The sequence below is a fragment of the Nocardia sichangensis genome, from assembly GCF_047200615.1.
Lineage (GTDB): Bacteria > Actinomycetota > Actinomycetes > Mycobacteriales > Mycobacteriaceae > Nocardia > Nocardia sichangensis.
In genome coordinates, this window is the sequence record NZ_JBJZOK010000003.1 from 347,982 (window position 1) to 366,645 (window position 18,664).

The window sequence follows — 18,664 nt, forward strand, 5'->3', positions numbered from 1 at the left end:
GGCGCTGGCCGACCTGCCCGATCAGCTGGAACTGCCCGCCGACCGGCCGCGCCCGCCCGCGCAGTCGTTCCAGGGCAAGGCGATCCGCTTCGAGATCGACCCGCAGCGGCACGCCCGCCTGCACGAACTGGCGCGCGCGCACAACGCGTCGCTGTTCATGGTGGTGCACGCGGCGCTGGCGGTGCTGCTGTCGCGGTTGTCGGGCACCGACGACATCGCGGTCGGCACCCCGATCGCCGGTCGCGGCGAACGCGAACTCGACGACCTGATCGGCATGTTCGTCAACACCCTGGTGTTCCGCACCCGGGTGGCGTCCGGCGAGCGCTTCGCCGACCTGCTCGGCGACGTCAAGGAACGCGACCTGGAGGCGTTCGCCAACGCCGACGTGCCGTTCGAGCGCCTGGTCGAGGTGCTCAACCCGGTGCGCTCGACCGCGCGCAACCCGCTGTTCCAGGTGGGCCTGTCGTTCCAGAACCTGGCCGAGACCACCTTCGAGCTGCCCGGCCTGACGGTGAGCGCGGTCAACTTCGACTCGCAGCTGGCCAAGACCGACCTGCACGTCACGCTGTACGACCGGTACGCAGACGACGGCACGCCCGCCGAGATCATCACCGAATTCGGTTACGCCACCGACCTGTTCGACGAGGACACGGTGCAGGGCTTCGCCGACCGGTTCCTGCGGGTGCTCGACGCGGTGGCGGCCGACGCCACGGTGCGGGTGGGCGAGATCGACCTGCTCGCGGCCGAGGAGAGCGAGCGCATCCTCACCGCGTGGAACGCCACCGAGCACGAGGTCGACACGACCGCGACGCTGGTGTCCTTGCTGGATGACACGGTGGCCGCGACCCCGGCGGCCGTGGCGCTGGTCGCCGACGAGCCGACCGGCCGTCGCGAGCTGACCTACGCCGGGCTGGACGCGCGGGTCAACCGACTGGCCCGGTACCTGATCGGCCGCGGCGTCGGCCCGGAGGACCGGGTCGCGCTGGCGATCCGCCGCAGCAGCGACCTCGTGATCGCCATGTACGCGGTCGCGAAGGCCGGTGCGGCGTACGTGCCGATCGATCCGGACCAGCCCGCCGAGCGGACCGACTACATCCTGGGCACCGCCGCGCCGGTGTGCGTGCTGACCACCGGCCGCGACGGGTTCCACACCGCGGCGGCCGATGTCGTGCAGATCGACGGACTCGACCTCGCCGAGTACCCGACGGCTCCGGTGACCGCGGCCGAGCGCACGGGTGAGCTGACCCCGGCGAACACCGCGTACGTGATCTTCACGTCCGGTTCCACCGGTCAGCCGAAGGGCGTCGCGGTCCCGCACGCGGCGATCGCCAACCAGTTGCAGTGGGAGACATCTGTCTTCGAGCTGGGCGCGGACGACGCGGTGCTGCTGAAGACGGCGGCGACGTTCGACCTCTCGGTGTGGGAGTTCTGGTCGGCCGCGGTTTCCGGCGGCCGCCTGGTGATCTCGTCCGCCGACGGGCATCGCGACCCGGCGTACCTGAACGAGCTGATGCGCGCCACCGGCGTCACCACGCTGCACGTGGTGCCGTCCATGCTGGACGCGCTGCTCACCGAATCCGGTGGCCGCCTGTCGGACTCGCTGCGGCGGGTGCTGGCCATCGGTGAGGCGCTGCCCGCCGCGACCGCCCAGCGGTTGCGCCGCAACAACGCCGCCGAACTGCACAACCTCTACGGTCCGACCGAGGCGGCGGTGTCGATCACAAGCCACCTGGTCACCGATGCCGACGAGGCGTCGGTGTCGATCGGCGCGCCGGAGTGGAACAGCCGGGTCTACGTGCTGGACTCGCGACTGCGGCCGGTGCCGGTCGGCGTCTCCGGTGAGCTCTACCTGGCCGGTGCGCAGTTGGCGCGCGGGTACTTCGGTCGTGCGGACCTGACCGCGGACCGGTTCGTCGCCGACCCGTTCGGCGCGGCGGGCGACCGGATGTACCGCACCGGCGACCTGGTGGCCTGGAGCGCCACCGGCGAGCTGGACTACCGCGGCCGCACCGACTTCCAGGTGAAGATCCGCGGCTTCCGCATCGAGCTCGGCGAGATCGAGGCCGCGTTGCTGCGGCAGGACGCGGTGAGCGCCGCGGCCGTCGTCGCGCACACCGATCCGAGCATCGGCGATCGGCTGGTCGCCTACGTGGTGACCCGCACGGGCGCGCTGGACAAGAGGGCTCTGCAGTCCGCGCTGTCGGCCGAGCTGCCGTCGTACATGGTGCCGTCGATGCTGATCGGGCTGGAGGCGTTGCCGCTCAACGCCAACGGCAAGCTGGACCGCAAGGCGCTGCCGGAGCCCACCTTCGAGAAGGCGGTGTTCCGCGCGCCGGTCACGCCGATCGAGCAGATCGTGGCGAACACCTTCGCCGAGGTGCTGCGGCTGTCCGATCGCGAAGGCGGCGAAGCCAAGCGCCTCGGCCTGGACGACGACTTCTTCGCCTGGGGCGGTAACTCGCTGCTGGCCACGCAGGTCGCCGCCCGCCTGGGTGAGGCGCTCAACACGCGGGTGCCGGTGCGTCTGCTGTTCGAGGCGTCCACCGTCGCCGCGCTGGCGGTGCGGGTGGAGCAGCACGCCGACATGGGTGGCCGCCGTGCTCTGACGGCGGGCCCGCGGCCGGAGCACATCCCGCTGTCCCTGGCGCAGCAGCGCATGTGGTTCCTCAACCGGTTCGACACCCAGTCGGCGGCCTACAACGTGCCGATCGCGGTGCGGTTGTCCGGCGCGTTGGACGTGGCCGCGCTGCGTGCCGCGATCGCGGACCTGGTGAGCCGCCACGAGATCCTGCGGACGGTCTACCCGCAGACCGAGGCAGGCCCGGTGCAGGTCATCCTGCCGCCCGCCCAAGCCGTGCCGCGGTTGGAGGTGCGGGTGGTCGCGCCGTCGCAGATCGAGTCCGCCGTGGTGGCGCTGACCTCGACGATCTTCGATGTCACGACCGAGGTGCCGGTGAAGGTCGCGCTGTTCCAGATCGCCGGGGAGGGCGCGCAGACTCCGGCGGACGGGTCGGTGGACTACGTGCTGGCCATGGTCGTGCACCACATCTCCGGTGACGGCTCCTCGGTCGGCCCGCTGACCAGGGACCTGATGATCGCCTACGCCGCGCGGTCGGCGGGCGAGGCGCCGAACTGGGCGCCGCTTCAGGTCCAGTACGCGGACTACAGCATCTGGCAGCGCGAACTGCTCGGCGACGAGGCGGATTCGGAATCGCTGGCCGCCAAGCAGGTCGCCTACTGGCGCCAGGCGCTGGCCGAGCTGCCCGATCAGCTGGACCTGCCCTCGGACCGGCCGCGCCCCGCGGTGCAGTCCTTCGCGGGCGGCAAGGTCGAGCTGCGGGTGGACGCGCAAACCCATCAGGCGCTGATCGAGCTGGCGCGTGCGGAGGGCGCGACGCTGTTCATGGTCGTGCACACCGCGCTGGCGGTGCTGCTGGCCCGGTTGTCGGGCACCGACGACATCGCGATCGGCACGCCGATGGCGGGCCGTGGCGAAGCCGTTCTGGACGATCTGATCGGCATGTTCGTCAACACCCTGGTGTTCCGCACCCGGGTCGAGGCGGGCGAGGCGTTCACCGATCTGCTGGCCCGCCAGCGCGAGACCGACATCCAGGCGTTCGCCAACGCCGACGTGCCGTTCGAGCGCCTGGTGGAGGTGCTCAACCCGGTGCGTTCGACCGCGCGGCACCCGCTGTTCCAGGTGGGTCTGTCGTTCCAGAACCTGGCGCAGTCCGCGCTGGAGTTGCCCGGCCTGAGCGTGTCCGGCCTGGACATCGACACCGAGCTGTCCCAGTTCGACCTGCACTTGATCGCGACCGACCGCTACGACGACGCCGGCGCGCCCGAGGGCATCACCGGCTTCTTCACCTACGCGACCGACATGTTCGACCGCGCGACGGTGCAGGGCTTCGTGGACCGGTTCGCGCGCCTGCTCGGCGAGATCATCGCCGCGCCGCGCACCCCGGTCGGCGACCTCGAACTGCTCGACGCCGCCGAACGGACCCAGCTGCTGAGCGCGCGCAACGCGACCGACCAGCCGGTGGACACCTCCGCCACGCTGGTGTCGCTGCTGGACGCCACGGTGGCGGCCGGGCCGAAGGAAGTCGCGCTCGTCACCGAGGACGGCGAGTCGATCACCTATGGCGCACTCGATGTTCGGGTGAATCGTCTTGCGCGGCATCTGATTTCGTTGGGTGTCGGTCCGGAGTCGCGAGTGGCGCTGGCGTTGCGTCGGTCGGTCGATCTGATCGTGGCGATGTATGCGGTGGCGAAGTCCGGTGGCGCGTATGTGCCGGTGGATCCGGATCAGGCTGCCGAGCGCACGAGCTACATCCTCGAGACGGCGGCACCGGTGTGTGTGTTGAGCAACGCCGAGGCGGAGTTCAGTACCGATGTCGCGCCGGTGGTGCGGATCGATGAGCTCGACTTGTCGGGTGTGGATGCCACGCCGGTCACGGATGCGGATCGGGTCGCACCCCTGCGTCCGGAGAACACGGCGTATGTGATCTTCACGTCGGGTTCGACGGGTCGCCCGAAGGGTGTCGCGGTTCCGCACGGCGCTATCGCGAACCAGTTGCAGTGGAAGAACGTCGAATTCGGCTTGGACGCTGCGGATGCGATTCTGCTGAAGACGGCCGCGACGTTCGACTTGTCGGTGTGGGAGTTCTGGTCTGCCGCTGTCTGCGGTGGTCGCCTGGTGATCGCCTCGCCGGACGGTCACCGAGACCCGGCGTACCTCAACGAGTTGATGGCTCGCGAGTGGGTCACCACGCTGCATGTGGTGCCGTCGATGCTGGACGCGTTGTTGACCGCCGGTATGCCGAACTCGCTGTGGCGGGTGCTGGCCATCGGTGAAGCGCTGCCGGGTTCGGTCGCGCAGCGGTTCCTGCGGGAACACCCGCGCACGGAACTGTTCAACCTCTACGGTCCGACCGAGGCGGCGGTGTCCATCACCAGCCACCGGGTCACTCTCGCCGACGAGACCTCCGTGTCGATCGGTGCGCCGGAATGGAACAGCCGGGTCTACGTCCTCGACTCCCGGCTGCGGCCGGTGCCCGACGGCGTCTCCGGCGAGCTGTACCTCGCCGGTGCGCAGTTGGCGCGTGGTTACTTCGGTCGTGCGGATCTGACCGCGGATCGGTTCGTGGCGAACCCGTTCGAGCCGGGCGCGCGGATGTATCGCACCGGTGATTTGGTTGCGTGGACGAGCACCGGCGAACTGGAATATCGGGGTCGTACGGATTTCCAGGTGAAGATCCGTGGTTTCCGTATCGAGCTGGGTGAGATCGAAGCCGCGTTGCTCGCGCTGCCGGAGATCGCGCAGACGGCGGTGATCGCGAAGTCGGATCCGAAGACGGGTGACCGTTTGGTGGCCTACCTGGTGGCTGCCGAGGCCGGTGTCGATGTGGCGCGGGTGAAGTCCGAGCTCACTGCTGGGTTGCCGTCGTACATGGTGCCGTCGGCGTTCGTGGTGTTGGATTCGTTGCCGTTGAACGTCAACGGCAAGCTCGACCGCAAGGCGCTGCCGGAACCCGAGTTCGAGATTCAAGCCTTCCGAGCGCCGTCGACTCCGATCGAGGAGATCGTGGCGTCGGTGTTCGCCGAGGTGCTGGGTGTCGAGCGTGTCGGCGCGGATGACGACTTCTTCGCGCTCGGTGGTAATTCGCTGTTGGCGACGCAGGTCGCGGCGCGGATCGGCGCGGCACTGGATGCCCGTGTCCCGGTGCGTGTGTTGTTCGAAGCCTCCACCGTGGCCGGATTGGCCGCGAAGGTCGAGCAGCACGCGGGGGCCGGTGGCCGCCGCGAGCTGGTGGCCGGTCCGCGTCCGGAGCACATCCCGTTGTCGCTGGCGCAGCAGCGCATGTGGTTCCTCAACCAGTTCGACACCGCCTCGGCGGTGAACAACATCCCGGTGGCCGTGCGGCTCACCGGCGAGCTGGATGTCGAAGCGCTGCAAGCGGCGGTCGGGGACGTCATCGCCAGGCACGAGACCCTGCGCACCGTCTACCCCGAACAGGACGGCGCGGCGCACCAGGTCATCGTGCCCGTCGAGCGGGCACTGCCGGACCTGCGGCCGGAAGCGGTCGCGCCCGAGGACATCCGGCACCGGATCATCGAGGTGATCTCCGCCGGGTTCGACGTGACCACCGAGGTTCCGTTGCGGGCCAAGCTGTTCCGCGTCACGGATGCGAGCGGCGGGGCGGGAGCCGGCACAGCGTACGTGCTCGTGTTCGTCGCGCATCACATCAGCGCCGACGGCTGGTCGATGGGCCCGCTGACCCGCGACGTGATGCTGGCCTACGCGGCCCGTTCGGCCGGTGTGGAGCCGGGTTGGGCGCCGCTGCCGGTGCAGTACGCCGATTTCAGCCTCTGGCAGCGTGACGTGCTCGGCTCCGAGGACGACCCGCAGAGCCTGATCTCCCAGCAGGCCGAATACTGGCGTGCCGCGCTGGCCGGGCTGCCCGACGAGTTGAACCTGCCCGCCGACCGGCCGCGTCCGACGACGCAGTCGTTCGCCGGTGGGCGAGTGGTGTTCCCGATCTCCGGCGAGCTGCACGGCAGGCTCACCGAGATCGCCAGGCAGCAGAACGCGACGCTGTTCATGGTGGTGCACGCCGCGCTGGCGCTGTTCCTGGCGCGTATGTCCGGCACCGACGACATCGCCGTCGGCACGCCCATCGCGGGCCGCGGCGAGGCCGAACTCGACGACGTGATCGGCATGTTCGTCAATACCCTGGTGCTGCGTTCGCACGTGGACGGCGACCTCACCTTCGACCAGTTCCTGGCCCGCACCAAGGACGCCGATCTGCAGGCGTTCGCGCACGCGGACCTGCCGTTCGAGCGGCTGGTGGAACTGCTCAACCCGGAGCGCTCCACCGCGCGGCACCCGCTGTTCCAGGTGGCGCTGTCGTTCGAGAACTTGCCCGAGAGCAGCTTCGAGTTGCCCGGACTGCACGTGGGCGCGGTCGATTTCGACGTCGACACCGCCAAGTTCGACCTGTCGCTGACCATCCGCGAGGCAGGGGAGAACCCCGACGACGCGGGCATGTACGCGGAGTTCTCCTTCGCGCGCGACCTGTTCGACGACGAGACGGTGCGGGTGTTCGCCGAGCGGTTCACCAGGCTGCTCACCGCGATCGCCACCGACCGGGAAACCCCGATCGGCGACCTGCCGCTGCTGGACGTGGCCGAGTACCACCTGCTCACGCACGTGGCGGGCGAGGACGTCATGGCCACCGGCCTGCTGCCGGACCTGCTGCAGCACGGCGCGCGGCTGGACCCGGACCAGATCGCGGTGCGCTACCAGGGCCGCTCGATCACCTACCGCGAACTGGACGAGTACTCCTCGCGCCTGGCGCGGGTGCTCATCGCGCGCGGTGTGGGACCGGAGCGCATCGTGGCGCTGTCGTTCCCGCGCTCCTACGAGATGGTCGCGGCGTTCTGGGCGGTGGCGAAGGCGGGCGGCGCGCACGTGCCGGTCGACCCGACCTACCCCGAAGATCGCATGCGGCACATGGTCAACGACTCCGGCGCGGTCATCGGCATCACCGCGAGCGAGTACGTCGACCGGCTGCCGCGCGACGTGGAGTGGCTGCGGATCGACGACCCGGCGCTGGGCGAGCTGATCGAGAGCCAGTCCGCCGAGCAGGTGACCGACACCGATCGGAACGCCGTGCTGGCGATGCGTCATCCGGCGTACGTCATCTACACCTCCGGCTCGACCGGTATGCCCAAGGGCGTCACCGTGACCCATGCGGGCATGGGCGGCCTGGTCGGCGTCGCGGCGGATCTCTACCAGCTGGAATCGCATCATCGGTTCCTGCACATCTGCTCGCCGAGCTTCGACCCGTCGGTGCTGGAGTGGCTGTGCGCCGCCTACACCGGCGCGACGCTGGTGGTCGTGCCATCGACCATCATCGGCGGCCCGGACCTGGCGGAGCTGCTGCGCACCGAGCGGGTGAGCCACACGATCATCACCCCCGCGGTGCTGGGCACAGTCGATCCGGAAGGCATGGAGGCGCTCGAGGTGGCCTCCGTCGGCGGTGACGTCACCACGCCGGAGCTGCTGGCCAAGTGGTGGCCGGGCCGCAAGTACTTCAACGCCTACGGCCCGACCGAGACGACGATCATCTCGTCCTACGCCCAGCTCACCCCGGGCAGGCACATCACCATCGGCCGTCCGGTGCGCGGCATGTCCGCGCTGGTGCTGGACAACCGCCTCAACCCGGTGCCGCCGGGCGTCGCGGGCGAGCTGTACCTGGCCGGTGGCGCGCTGGCGCGCGGCTACCACAACCGCCCCGACCTCACCGCGGAACGGTTCGTCGCCAACCCGTGGAGCGACGAGGGCGCGCGCATGTACCGCACCGGTGACGTGGTCCGCTGGTTCGCCGAACCCGGCGAGCGGGCCGGCAACGCCGCGCTGGCGTCGGTGCCGTGGCACCTCGATTACGTGGGCCGCTCGGACTTCCAGGTGAAGATCCGCGGCTTCCGCATCGAACTGGGCGAGATCGACACCGTGCTGGCGAGCCACGAAGACGTCGAGTACGCGATCACCATCGGCCGCAAGACCGAGGCGGGCGCGACGATCCTGGTGTCCTACGTGCTGGCCGCGCCGGGCCGGGAGATCGATACGGCGAGGCTGACCGAGTACGCCTCGCGCACGCTGCCGCCGCATATGGTGCCGACGGCGATCGTGGTGATCGACGAGATCCCGCTGACCCCGGTCGGCAAGCTGGATCGCAAGGCGCTGCCCGAGCCCGAGCTGGCGCCGCGCGAGTTCCGCGCGCCTGCCAGCGAGGTCGAGGCCGTCATCGCCGAGGTGTTCGCCGAGGTGCTCGGCGTCGACCAGATCGGTTTGGACGACTCGTTCTTCGCGCTCGGCGGCGACTCCATCCTGTCGATCCAGCTGGTCTCGCGGGCCAAGGCGCGTGGCGTGCTGTTCACTCCGCGTGACGTGTTCGAGCGGCGCAGCGTGGCCTCGCTGGCCGAGATCGCCGCGCTGGGCGCGGGCACGGAGCAGGTGCGGCTGGAGGAACTGCCCGGCGGCGGTGTCGGCGAGATCCCGCTGACCCCGATCATGCGGCAGATCCTCGCGAGCGGCTCCTCGTATCAGCGGTTCTCGCAGACCATGGCGCTGCGGCTGCCCGAAGGCATCGACCGGGAGACACTGGTCGCCACCATCGCCGCGGTCTTCGACCACCACGACGTGCTGCGGTCGCGGCTGCGCCGCACGGGCGGGGACTGGACGTTCGAGGCCCTGCCGCACGGCGCGGTGGACGTCGACGCGCTGGTGCGCCGCGTGGACCTGGCCGCCGACGCCGACGAGGCGGAGCTGGCGCGCGTGGCCACCGAAGCGCTCGACGGTGCGTTGGGCAGGTTGGATCCGGCCGAGGCCGCCATGGTGCAGTTCGTCTGGTTCGCCTTCTCGGCGGGAGCGACGGGCCCGGAGGAGGCAGCGCGCGTAACCACGGAGGGACCCGCGGACGCCGCGATCGGGCACCGCGAGCGGCGGGACGTGCTGTTGATCGTCGCGCACCACTTCGTGGTCGACGGCGTGTCCTGGCGCATCCTGATCCCGGATCTGGCGGTGGCCTGGTCGCAGCTGGTCGCCGGTCAGCCGGTGGCGCTGCCTGCCAACGGCACCTCCATGCGGCGCTGGGCGCACAGCCTGGTCCAGGCGGCGAGCGCGCCGGATAGGGTCGCGGAACTGCCGTTCTGGCAGCAGGTTTCGGCCACACCGGATCCGTTGCTCGGCGAGCGTGCGTTCGATCCGGCGGTGGACACGTTCGCCACCGTCGAGCGGGTCGAGGTCACCGTGCCCGCCGAGGTCACCGACGCGGTGCTCACCGCGATCCCGGGCCTGTACCGGGGCGGTGTGAACGACGGTCTGCTCTCGGCGCTGGCCATGACGATCGCCCGTTGGCGCGGCCACGGTTCGGACGCGGCGCTGGTGAAGCTGGAAGGCCACGGTCGTGAAGAGGACGTCGTGCCGGGCGCGGATCTGTCGCGCACGGTCGGCTGGTTCACTTCGGCCTACCCCGTCCGGCTGGACCTGGCCGGGGCGGATCTCACCGACGCGTTCGCCGGTGGCGCCGCGCTCGGCGAGATCGTGAAGTCGATCAAGGAGCAGCTGCTCGCGGTGCCCGACAAGGGCCTCGGCTACGGCCTGCTGCGGCAGCTGAATCCGGAGACCGCGCCCACCCTGGGTTCGTCCGGGCAGATCAGCTTCAACTACCTGGGCCGGATGTCGGCCGGGGAGATCCCCGAGCAGCTCGCCGAGATCGGCTGGGTGCCGGTGGCCGACCTGGGTCAGCTGGATGTCGACATGGACCTCGACATGCCCGCCAACGCGACGATCGACATCAACGCCATCGTCACCGACTCCGACGAGGGGCCGCGCCTGGGCGCGTCGTTCGCCTTCCCGACCGGTCTGCTGAGCAGGGAGCGGGTCCAGGAGTTCGCCGACCTGTGGGTCGAGGCGCTCACCGCGCTGGCCACCCACGCGCGGCGGCCGGACGCGGGCGGCTTCACGCCGTCGGACATGCCGCTGGTGCGGGTGCGGCAGCCCGACCTCGAGCAGTGGGAGCGCAGCTACCCGGCGCTGGCCGAGGTGTGGCCGCTGTCGCCGCTGCAGTCGGGTCTGCTGTTCCACGCGATGATGACCCAGTCCACCGTGGACGTCTACACCATGCAGGCCGTGGTGGACCTGGGCGGCACGCTGGACGTGGCGCGGCTGCGTGCGGCGGCTCAGGGCATCGTCGACCGGTACCCGAACCTGCGCACCGCGTTCGTCACCGACGCCGACGGCCAGGCCGTGCAGGTGGTGTTGGATCGGGTCGAGGCGCCGTGGCGCGAGGTGGATCTCACCGGGCTGCCCGCCGACGAGCGGACCGCGGAACTGCGCAGGCAGGTCGCGGCCGATCAGGCGACGCACTTCGACATGGCCACGCCGCCGCTGATGCGGTTCACGCTGTTCCGCAGCGACGCCGCGCAATGGCACCTGGCCATCACCACCCACCACATCCTGCTGGACGGTTGGTCGATGCCGCTGCTCATGCGGGATCTGCTGGTGCTGTACGCGGTGCGCGGCGACCAGACCGCCTTGCCGCGGGTGGCCTCCTACCGCAACTTCCTCGGCTGGCTGGCCGGGCGCGACCGGGACGCCTCGCTGCGCGCTTGGGCGACGGCGCTGGAAGGGGTCAACGAACCCACCCAGCTCGCGCCGCAGCCGCGCGGCGCCGAGAACTACGAGATCGGCAAGGTCGTCACCGAACTCGACGCCGACCGCACCCGCCGGATCACAAAGCACGCCGCCGAACTCGGCGTCACGGTGAACACGCTGGTGCAGGCCGCGTGGGGCATCCTGCTCGGACGCCTGACCGGCCGCGGCGACGTGGTGTTCGGCGCGACGGTGTCCGGCCGTCCGGCCGAGCTGCCCGGTGTCGAGTCGATGGTGGGTCTGTTCATCAACACGCTGCCGGTGCGGCTGCGCATCGATGACCGCCAGAGCATCGGCGAGCTGCTCGGGCGCTTGCAGGGCGACCAGGCGGGTCTGCTCGAGCACCACTATGTGGGGCTTACCGACATCCAGCGGGTGGCGGGCACCGGAGCACTGTTCGACACGCTGCTGGTGTTCGAGTCGTATCCGATGGACAAGGAAGCGATCTCGGCCGCCAGCTCGATCGACGGCATGTCGGTGACCGGTGTCGGCGTCAACGACGCCACGCACTACCCGATGACCCTGCTGGTGATGTCGGAGGCCACGATCGAGCTGACCCTGAAGTACCTGGGCAGCCGGTTCACCGCCGAAGAAGTCGAGACCCTCGCCGAACGGCTGGTGCGGGTGCTCGACGCGCTGCTGGGCGATCCGGACGCGCTGGTCGGAGACATCGACATCCTCGACGAGGGCGAACGGGCCCGGCTGCTGGTCGAATCCGGTGTCACGGCCGCGGCTTCCACGCCGGAGCCGGTGGGCCGGGTCGGCGCTCGCACGGTGTCCAAGGTGCTCGCCGAGGTCGTCGAAGAGGACCCGGACGCGCCCGCGCTGCTGGCAGGCGAGGACGAGGTCGCCTTCCACACGCTGGATCGGCGTTCCTCGCAGCTGGCCCGGGTGCTCATCGACCGCGGCGCCGGACCCGGCGACGTGGTCGCGGTGACGCTGCCGCGTTCGGTGGACGCGGTGGTCGCGGCCTGGGCGGTGCAGAAGGCCGGTGCGGCATGCCTGTTCGCGGGCGATCTCACCGCCGATGAACTGACCGCTGCGGGCGCCGGGTTCGGCATCGGCTCGGAGTCGATGGCCGACAGCGACCTTCGCTGGCTGGCACTCGACGACGCCCAGGTGCGCGACGACATCGCCGCGGCGGCCGCGCATCCGGTGTCCTACGCCGACCGGGTCCGCCCGCTCGGCGAGGAACACCCGGCGTTCGTCGTCACCACGGCGAACGGAGTCGTCGCGATCACCCAGTCCGAGGCACTGGACGAGGCCGAACGCGTGCGTGATGAGCACGAGATCGACTACGAGTCGACCACGTACACCACCGCGCTCTCCGGCCGCCCCGCCGTCCTGGAGTTCCTGGTCTCCGCCACCGCCGGAGCCCTGTCCGTGCTCCCGACCGGCGACCTCGCGACCGACCTCACCGAGGGCGAGGTCACCCACTGGTTCGCCTCGCCGGGTGAATCGACCGACGCGGCGGGCGAGGAGATCACGATCGTGATCGCGGAATAGGAGAACGACGGAACTTGCTGGTGTAGGGCACGGTCGACCTGTGCCCTACACCAGTGGCGCCGCTCCGCTCGATCGACTCGAATCAATTCGGTCCACGCGATTACACTCGAGTCGATCGGCGGCGATCGTCATCGTCCTACGAGGTTGGAGGTGGTTTCATGGCGATGCCAGTTCCTCATGGCGACGGCTGGACGGCTGCCGACCTCGATCACATGCCCGAAGACGGATTGCGTTACGAGGTGTTGAATGGTCAGCTCGTCGTGAATGCCGCACCCAAGCCGCGCCATCAGTTGCTGATCAGGTGGCTGGGACGTGCCCTCGACGCGGTGTTGCCTCCTGGCCGCTTGGTGCTCGAAGGCGTCGGCGTGCTGATCGGCGACGACGAGCCGATTCCCGATCTCGTGGTGGTGGCCGACTCGATCGATGTCGACGCAAGAGGGGTTCCTGCTCACCAGGTGGAACTGGTGGTAGAAGTGGTGTCCAAATCCACTACGATGCAGGACCGCATGGTCAAACCCGTGGTCTATGCCGAAGCCGGCATCACCAACTACTGGCGTTTCGAGCCCAACACCTTCAAGGGCCAATTACCGGGCGAGTCGCTTCCCGTTCTGTTCGCACACGAACTCGGTGCCGACGGTACCTACCAGCTGACCCACCGGGTGTCCGCCGGCGACACCGTCACCTTGCGCAGCCCCTTCGAATTCACGATCGACCCCGCCACCCTCCTGCCCTGACCTCGCCGTAGCGGAAGTCTTCCGCCGTGGTGATGGTTCCTCTCGCCGCCGGAGGTGATCGTCAGCCGAGTCCGTGGTCCGGTTCGGTTCGAACTGCAATGATCTCGCTATGAGCGCTCCCGACGAGCAACAGGTACTCCGTGTCACGGCCGAGCAGTTCGCCGAAGGGGTGACTGCCGGGCTCGGTGACATCGAGATCGTCGACGGGCGCGTAGTGCGACTGATGGCACAGAGCCCCGTGCACAGCCGTGTGGTCCGGCGGCTGGCCCGATTGGTCCGGCCGCCGCTACCTGGCCCACACAGTCCACCGACGCGTACTGCTGCTGGACGACCCGGTCGAGGCAACTATTCCCTTCGACGTACTGGAACAGCCCTAGCCCGCAACAGCCGCGAGTGGCACATGGCTGCGGCAAAGCGCGAGAGACCTCTCCACCATGTGCCACTCGTCGCTGCGCGAGATTGTTTGTCTTGATACGTCATTTACGGGGGTTGTGGGCGTAGATAGTGTCGGTGGCGCGGCTTCGGTCGCGCGTTTCCCGTCCTTTCGGTCCGTAATGGACTCGCCCGCACGCGATTCGCGGACGGTGCGCGAACTTCATAAGGAAGACATGTCCACGATCGCAACCTCGTCCGGCAGCAAGCCGGACGACTCTTCCGCAAGTCCGCTACGCGCCGGGCTGGTGCTGGTCATGGTCAGCGGGGCCATCTTCATGATGATGCTCGACCTGACCGTGGTCTCCGCCGCGCTCGCCGATATCCGCGCCGACTTCGACACGTCCATCGACGGACTGCAGTGGGTCATCGACGCTTACGCCATCCCGATGGCGGGGTTGCTGCTGACCTTCGCCACGCTCGGCGACCGGTTCGGCCGGAAGCGCCTTTTCATCGCGGGCATGGTGGTGTTCACCGCGTCATCGCTGGCATTGGCGCTGGCCGGCAGCATCTTGCAGTTGAACGTCCTGCGCGCGGTCCAGAGCGTCGGCTCGGCGATGATCTTCGCGACGGCGTTGCCTCTGCTCGCGGTGGCCTACCCCGACGCGGGCAAGCGCGCGAAGGCCATCGGCGTCTACGGCGCCGTCATGGCGAGCGCGACCGTCGCGGGTCCGGTACTCGGCGGCGCGCTGGTCACCCAGTTCGGCTGGCGGTCGATCTTCATCATCAACGTCCCGATCGGCATCTTCATCGGGGTGCTCGCCGTGCTGCGGATGCCGGAGTCGGCGCGCATGGAAGGGCGCAAGGCCGACTGGCCGGGTTCGCTGATGCTCACCGGTGGCCTGGTGACGGGTGTGTTCGCGCTGACCCGCGGCAACTCGCTCGGCTGGACCTCGGCCACGGTGCTCGGGCTCGCCGCCGCCGCCACGGTGCTCCTGGCCGGGTTCGCGGCATGGCAGTTCAAGGCCGAGCACCCCCTGCTCGACGTGTCCATGATTCGCAAGCGCGGATTCACCGGCACGGCCGTCGTCTCGATCGGACACATGGCGACGCTGATGGCCGCGAGCAACTACCTGGCGGTGTTCCTGATCAACACACTCGGGTACACGCCGTTGCAGATGGGCCTGCGCTTGCTGCCCGTGAGCGTGGCCGCGCTGATCAGCGCGCCGCTGGCGATGGTCTTCGCTAAGCGGGTCCCGTTCGCGGTCTCGCTGCCGGTCACGATGGGCATGGTCGCGTTGGGCACATGGCTGATGGGCGACTTCGGTTCCGACGACTCTTGGACGCATTTCCTGCCCGGAATGGTGATCGGCGGCCTCGGGCTCGGCGCGATCACGGCCGTCAACCAGGCGGCCTCACTCACCTTCGCCTCCGACGAGAACGCGGGCATGGCCAGCGCGACGTTCGGCACCCTTCGGCAGGTCGGCCTCGCGGTGGGCGTGGCCGGGCTCGGCGCCATGTTCAATCACTCCGCGCGCGGTTCCGCTGCCGACGGGCTCGACGCGCTGCCCGGAGCCGTCCCGCCGGTGTTGCGTGAGCAGTTCCTGGAAGCGGCGGGCTCCGGCGCCGGCCGCTCGGTGGCCGACGAGCTGCCCACGCGGTTCCAGCCGATCGCGTCGGACCTGTCGCACATCGCGGCCTCCGCGTCGATCGATGGACTCAACTCCATGATCGCCCTGGCCGCGGTGATCGGATGCGTCGCGGTACTCACCTCCATGCTCGCTTTCGGCGTGAACCACCTGCGCAGCAGACGCACCCGTTCGGACTAGCCGGAAACACCACCGCGAGTGGCACATGGTGCGGCGAATCGCGAGAAGACCTCGCCACCATGTGCCACTCGTGGTCATGATTTCGCGGGGAGGAGAGTCGTAGAGGCGATGAGGAGGAAGGCCAGGACGGCGCAGGCGGTGCGGGCGACGTGGAAGGTTTCCCAGCGGGTGAGGATTTCGGCGTAGTCGGCGGGTGGGCCGCTGATCGCCCATATCTTGATCTTCTGGTTGATCGGGACGTTGCCCAGGCGGGTGATCACGAACGCGGCGACGGCGAGCAGACTCGCGCTCCCGGCGAGCAGGCGTGACCGCCCGGTGGAGCGGGCGGTCAGCACCAATGCGCTCAGAATGGTCAGACCCATCAGTGTTTGCATGACCACGCCGTTCACGCTCATCAGCGCGGTGTGGAAGGTGAAGCGCACATCCAAAGGGACTCTGCGGAACGCGTAGAGGACATTCACCGCGCCGTAACCGAACGCTCCGGCGAGCAGCCCGGCGGGAACCAGCGCGAACACACGTGCCACCAGGGGACTTTCGACAATTCTCATGCGCGCCGCTCCGCTGGGACGAGCGCGAGGAGTTCGTCGACCGACCACTGGTCGTAGACGTGCGCGCCGTGCTTCGCGGCGAGCACCCGTCCGTTGGGTGCGATCAGGAAATCGGCGGGCAGTCCGAGACTGCCGCCCTCGGGCTTGCCGGGTGGGGCGGACTGCCTTCGGCGCAAGGTCGCGTAAGCGTCGTGGGCGACACCGCGCAGGATGGCGGGCCAGCCGCGCGGGTCGAGCAGCGCGCGAGGCGAGGTCTCGACGCCGAATTCGCGGTAGAGCTTCCGGTCCGGATCGGCGATGACGTCCAGCGGCAGTTCCGCGGTGTACTTGCGCAATTCCGCCGCGCTGGAATGGAAGACGATCACTTCCCGGACGCCTGCGGCGGCGATCTCCGCGTGGCGCGCGACGATCGAACGCAGGTGCAGGTTGCACACCGGGCATCCGGCGAAGCGCCGGAATTGCAGGTGGATCAGGCGATCCGGGTCCGGCACCAAGACCTGCGCACCGGAGACGGTGACCAGCTTTCGGTCCGGGGCAGCGGTCGGCAGCGACATCAGGGGCTCCTCTCGTAGGTGTACTTTGTACGCCTACGACAAGTATGCGCGTAGCTTGTACGCTGTCAATCCGTGCCCCGCCCCCGCTCGCTGACCACCGCCGATCTCGCCACGGCGGCCCTCGCCGTGCTCGACCGCGAGGGTTCGTCGGCGCTGACCATGCGTGCGGTGGCCAAGGAACTGGGCATGGCCACCATGGCCCTGTACCGCTACGTGCGCGACCGCGACGAACTAGAGGTGCTGGTGGCCGACCAGGTCTTCGCCGCGATCGACACGTCGCTCCCTGCCGGAACCGACTGGCGGGAGCGCGTGACGATACTGCTCGAGAACATCCGTGACGGGTTCTCGGCCCATCCGGCCGCCGTGCCGATCGTGCTGCGGCGCAGGCAGTCGGCGGTCGAGTCGTTGCGCGTGATGGAGACACTGCTCGCCGTGCTCACCGAGGGTGGGTTCACCGGGCGCGCCCGCGTCATCGCCCAGCGCACCCTGATCGCCTTCCTGATCGGCTACCTCCAGAACAAGCACTATGCGCCGCTGCGGGGGCACGGGACGATCGTGCTGGCCGAACTGCCCCCGGAGAAATACCCGCACCTGGCGCAGACCGCGGGCCAGGCCAAGGGCATGTCGGCCGACGACGAATTCCGCGGTGGCATCGAGATCGTGCTGCGTGGTCTCGAGCCGTGACCTAGCCGAAAAGAACTGTGACGTCGACACTTTCCGCCATGGCGCGAGCGCCGGCGTCATTGAGGTGCATGCCGTCGCCGCTGTCGAATTCGGGCCGGATGAAGTCGGGCCGCTCCGGGTCCTCGACCGCTCGCGCCACATCGAACACCGAATCGAAAACATCGGTGCCGCGCAGCCATTCGTTCATGCGCCGACGGATCGGCAATGTCTCGACGACCGTCGGGCCCTCGTAGACGCAGCCTCCGTACGGCCCGATGGTCGCGGCGTGGATCGTGAGCCCCGCCGCGTGCGCGCGCCGCGCGAGCGTGGTGAAGCCCGTGATCAGTTCCTCGGCGGTCGCGGGCGGCTGCCCCGCCATCCCGCCCAGGATGAGGTCGTTGATGCCGAAGTTGATCAGCACGCTCGTCACGCCCGGCACGGCAAGCACGTCGCGGTCGAAACGAGCCAGGCCCGGCTCGCCGATTTCGTCGGTGAGCAGCCGATTTCCCGAGATGCCCTGGTTGACCACCCAGCCCCGCTCCAGTCGCGCGTTGAGGAAGTCCACCGACCTGCGGTTGGCGCCGATCGTGGTGCCGAAGCCTTCGAACCACGAATCGCCGAACGCGACGGCCACCGGCGTCGCCACGGGCGCGAGAACGTCGACACCGGCGACGAAGAACCGCGCGGGCACCTCGTCGACGGTGGTGAGCGCGGCTTCGTCGGCGACATTTCCGTCCGCTATGTAAGCGATTTCGCCGGGCAGGTGGGAGAAGGTGGCCAGCCCGGTCGGGCCGGGCAGATAGAGACTCAATGCCAGATCCGCGCCCGCTGAGACGGCCAGATCGACGGGGTCGCTGAGCACTTCGCCGCCTACCGGGACGACCACCTGTTCGGCGCCGTCGAACCGCAACGCGGCATCGGTCTCGGCGACGATCTCGCTGCCGGTCTTGCACAGGGCGACCCGGGCGGCGCCGATCGCCAGCGGTGTTTTCCCATAGCGATTGGTCAGCCCGACCCGCACCCGCGCGCCGCCGCCCGCGAGATGCAGCACTTGGCGGACGGTCTGGTCGGTGAACGCGCGCGACTCCGCGAGCTTGATCTGTTCGTCCGGGCGGATCACCGCGGAGCGGAATCCGGCGATCCAGGCGGTCGGCGACATGGGAACCTCCACTAGTTGACGCGAGGAATATTGCGTATGCATATTTCTACAACGACCTATTCCTCGTGTCAACTATCCGCG

At 69.2% G+C, this 18,664-nt stretch carries 7 protein-coding genes (1 of these 7 running past the window's edge); 4 read left to right on the forward strand and 3 right to left on the reverse strand.

The genetic code is table 11. From position 1 onward, the window contains the following. The 3 genes from ACL03I_RS06045 to ACL03I_RS06055 all read left to right on the forward strand — a co-directional run. Nucleotides 1-12,724, forward strand: partial view of a non-ribosomal peptide synthase/polyketide synthase gene (locus tag ACL03I_RS06045; protein ID WP_412805316.1) — the 3' portion only. The gene continues 31,109 nt to the left of window position 1, outside the view; only the last 12,724 of its 43,833 coding nucleotides appear in the window; its start codon lies off the left edge, out of view; its stop codon occupies nucleotides 12,722-12,724. A 158-nt stretch (nucleotides 12,725-12,882) separates the two neighbouring features. Then, a complete protein-coding gene (locus ACL03I_RS06050; protein WP_412805317.1) occupies nucleotides 12,883-13,458 on the forward strand; it encodes a Uma2 family endonuclease in 576 nt (191 codons plus the stop codon). 608 nt (nucleotides 13,459-14,066) lie between these two features. Beyond that, the gene (locus ACL03I_RS06055; RefSeq protein WP_364428615.1) at nucleotides 14,067-15,659 is read left to right on the forward strand and encodes an MFS transporter; all 1,593 of its coding nucleotides are present in this window, start codon (nucleotides 14,067-14,069) and stop codon (nucleotides 15,657-15,659) included. A gap of 74 nt (nucleotides 15,660-15,733) precedes the next feature. Here the strand turns inward: ACL03I_RS06055 and ACL03I_RS06060 are convergent, their stop codons facing one another. After that, nucleotides 15,734-16,183, reverse strand: a complete 450-nt coding sequence (locus tag ACL03I_RS06060; protein ID WP_355074755.1) for a DUF1772 domain-containing protein — start codon at nucleotides 16,181-16,183, stop codon at nucleotides 15,734-15,736. 20 nt (nucleotides 16,184-16,203) lie between these two features. Then, nucleotides 16,204-16,761, reverse strand: a complete 558-nt coding sequence (locus tag ACL03I_RS06065) for a peroxiredoxin-like family protein (protein ID WP_412805318.1) — start codon at nucleotides 16,759-16,761, stop codon at nucleotides 16,204-16,206. A gap of 72 nt (nucleotides 16,762-16,833) precedes the next feature. Between ACL03I_RS06065 and ACL03I_RS06070 the strand changes: the two genes are divergently transcribed. After that, nucleotides 16,834-17,445: a TetR/AcrR family transcriptional regulator C-terminal domain-containing protein gene (locus ACL03I_RS06070; RefSeq protein ID WP_355074752.1), complete on the forward strand. Its 612-nt coding sequence runs from the start codon at nucleotides 16,834-16,836 to the stop codon at nucleotides 17,443-17,445. Between the two features lies 1 nt (nucleotide 17,446). On the opposite strand, the gene ACL03I_RS06075 is transcribed toward ACL03I_RS06070, so the two are convergent. Then, complete coding sequence (locus ACL03I_RS06075) at nucleotides 17,447-18,655, reverse strand: GDSL-type esterase/lipase family protein (protein WP_412805319.1); 1,209 nt, start codon at nucleotides 18,653-18,655, stop codon at nucleotides 17,447-17,449. Nucleotides 18,656-18,664: the final 9 nt, after the last annotated feature.

Bases quoted from the DNA above. Each gene is read 5' to 3' on its own strand.
- ACL03I_RS06050 (WP_412805317.1), top strand. From the start codon at position 12,883: ATGGCGATGCCAGTTCCTCATGGCGACGGCTGGACGGCTGCCGACCTC.
- ACL03I_RS06055 (WP_364428615.1), top strand. From the start codon at position 14,067: ATGTCCACGATCGCAACCTCGTCCGGCAGCAAGCCGGACGACTCTTCC.
- ACL03I_RS06065 (WP_412805318.1), bottom strand. From the start codon at position 16,761: ATGTCGCTGCCGACCGCTGCCCCGGACCGAAAGCTGGTCACCGTCTCC.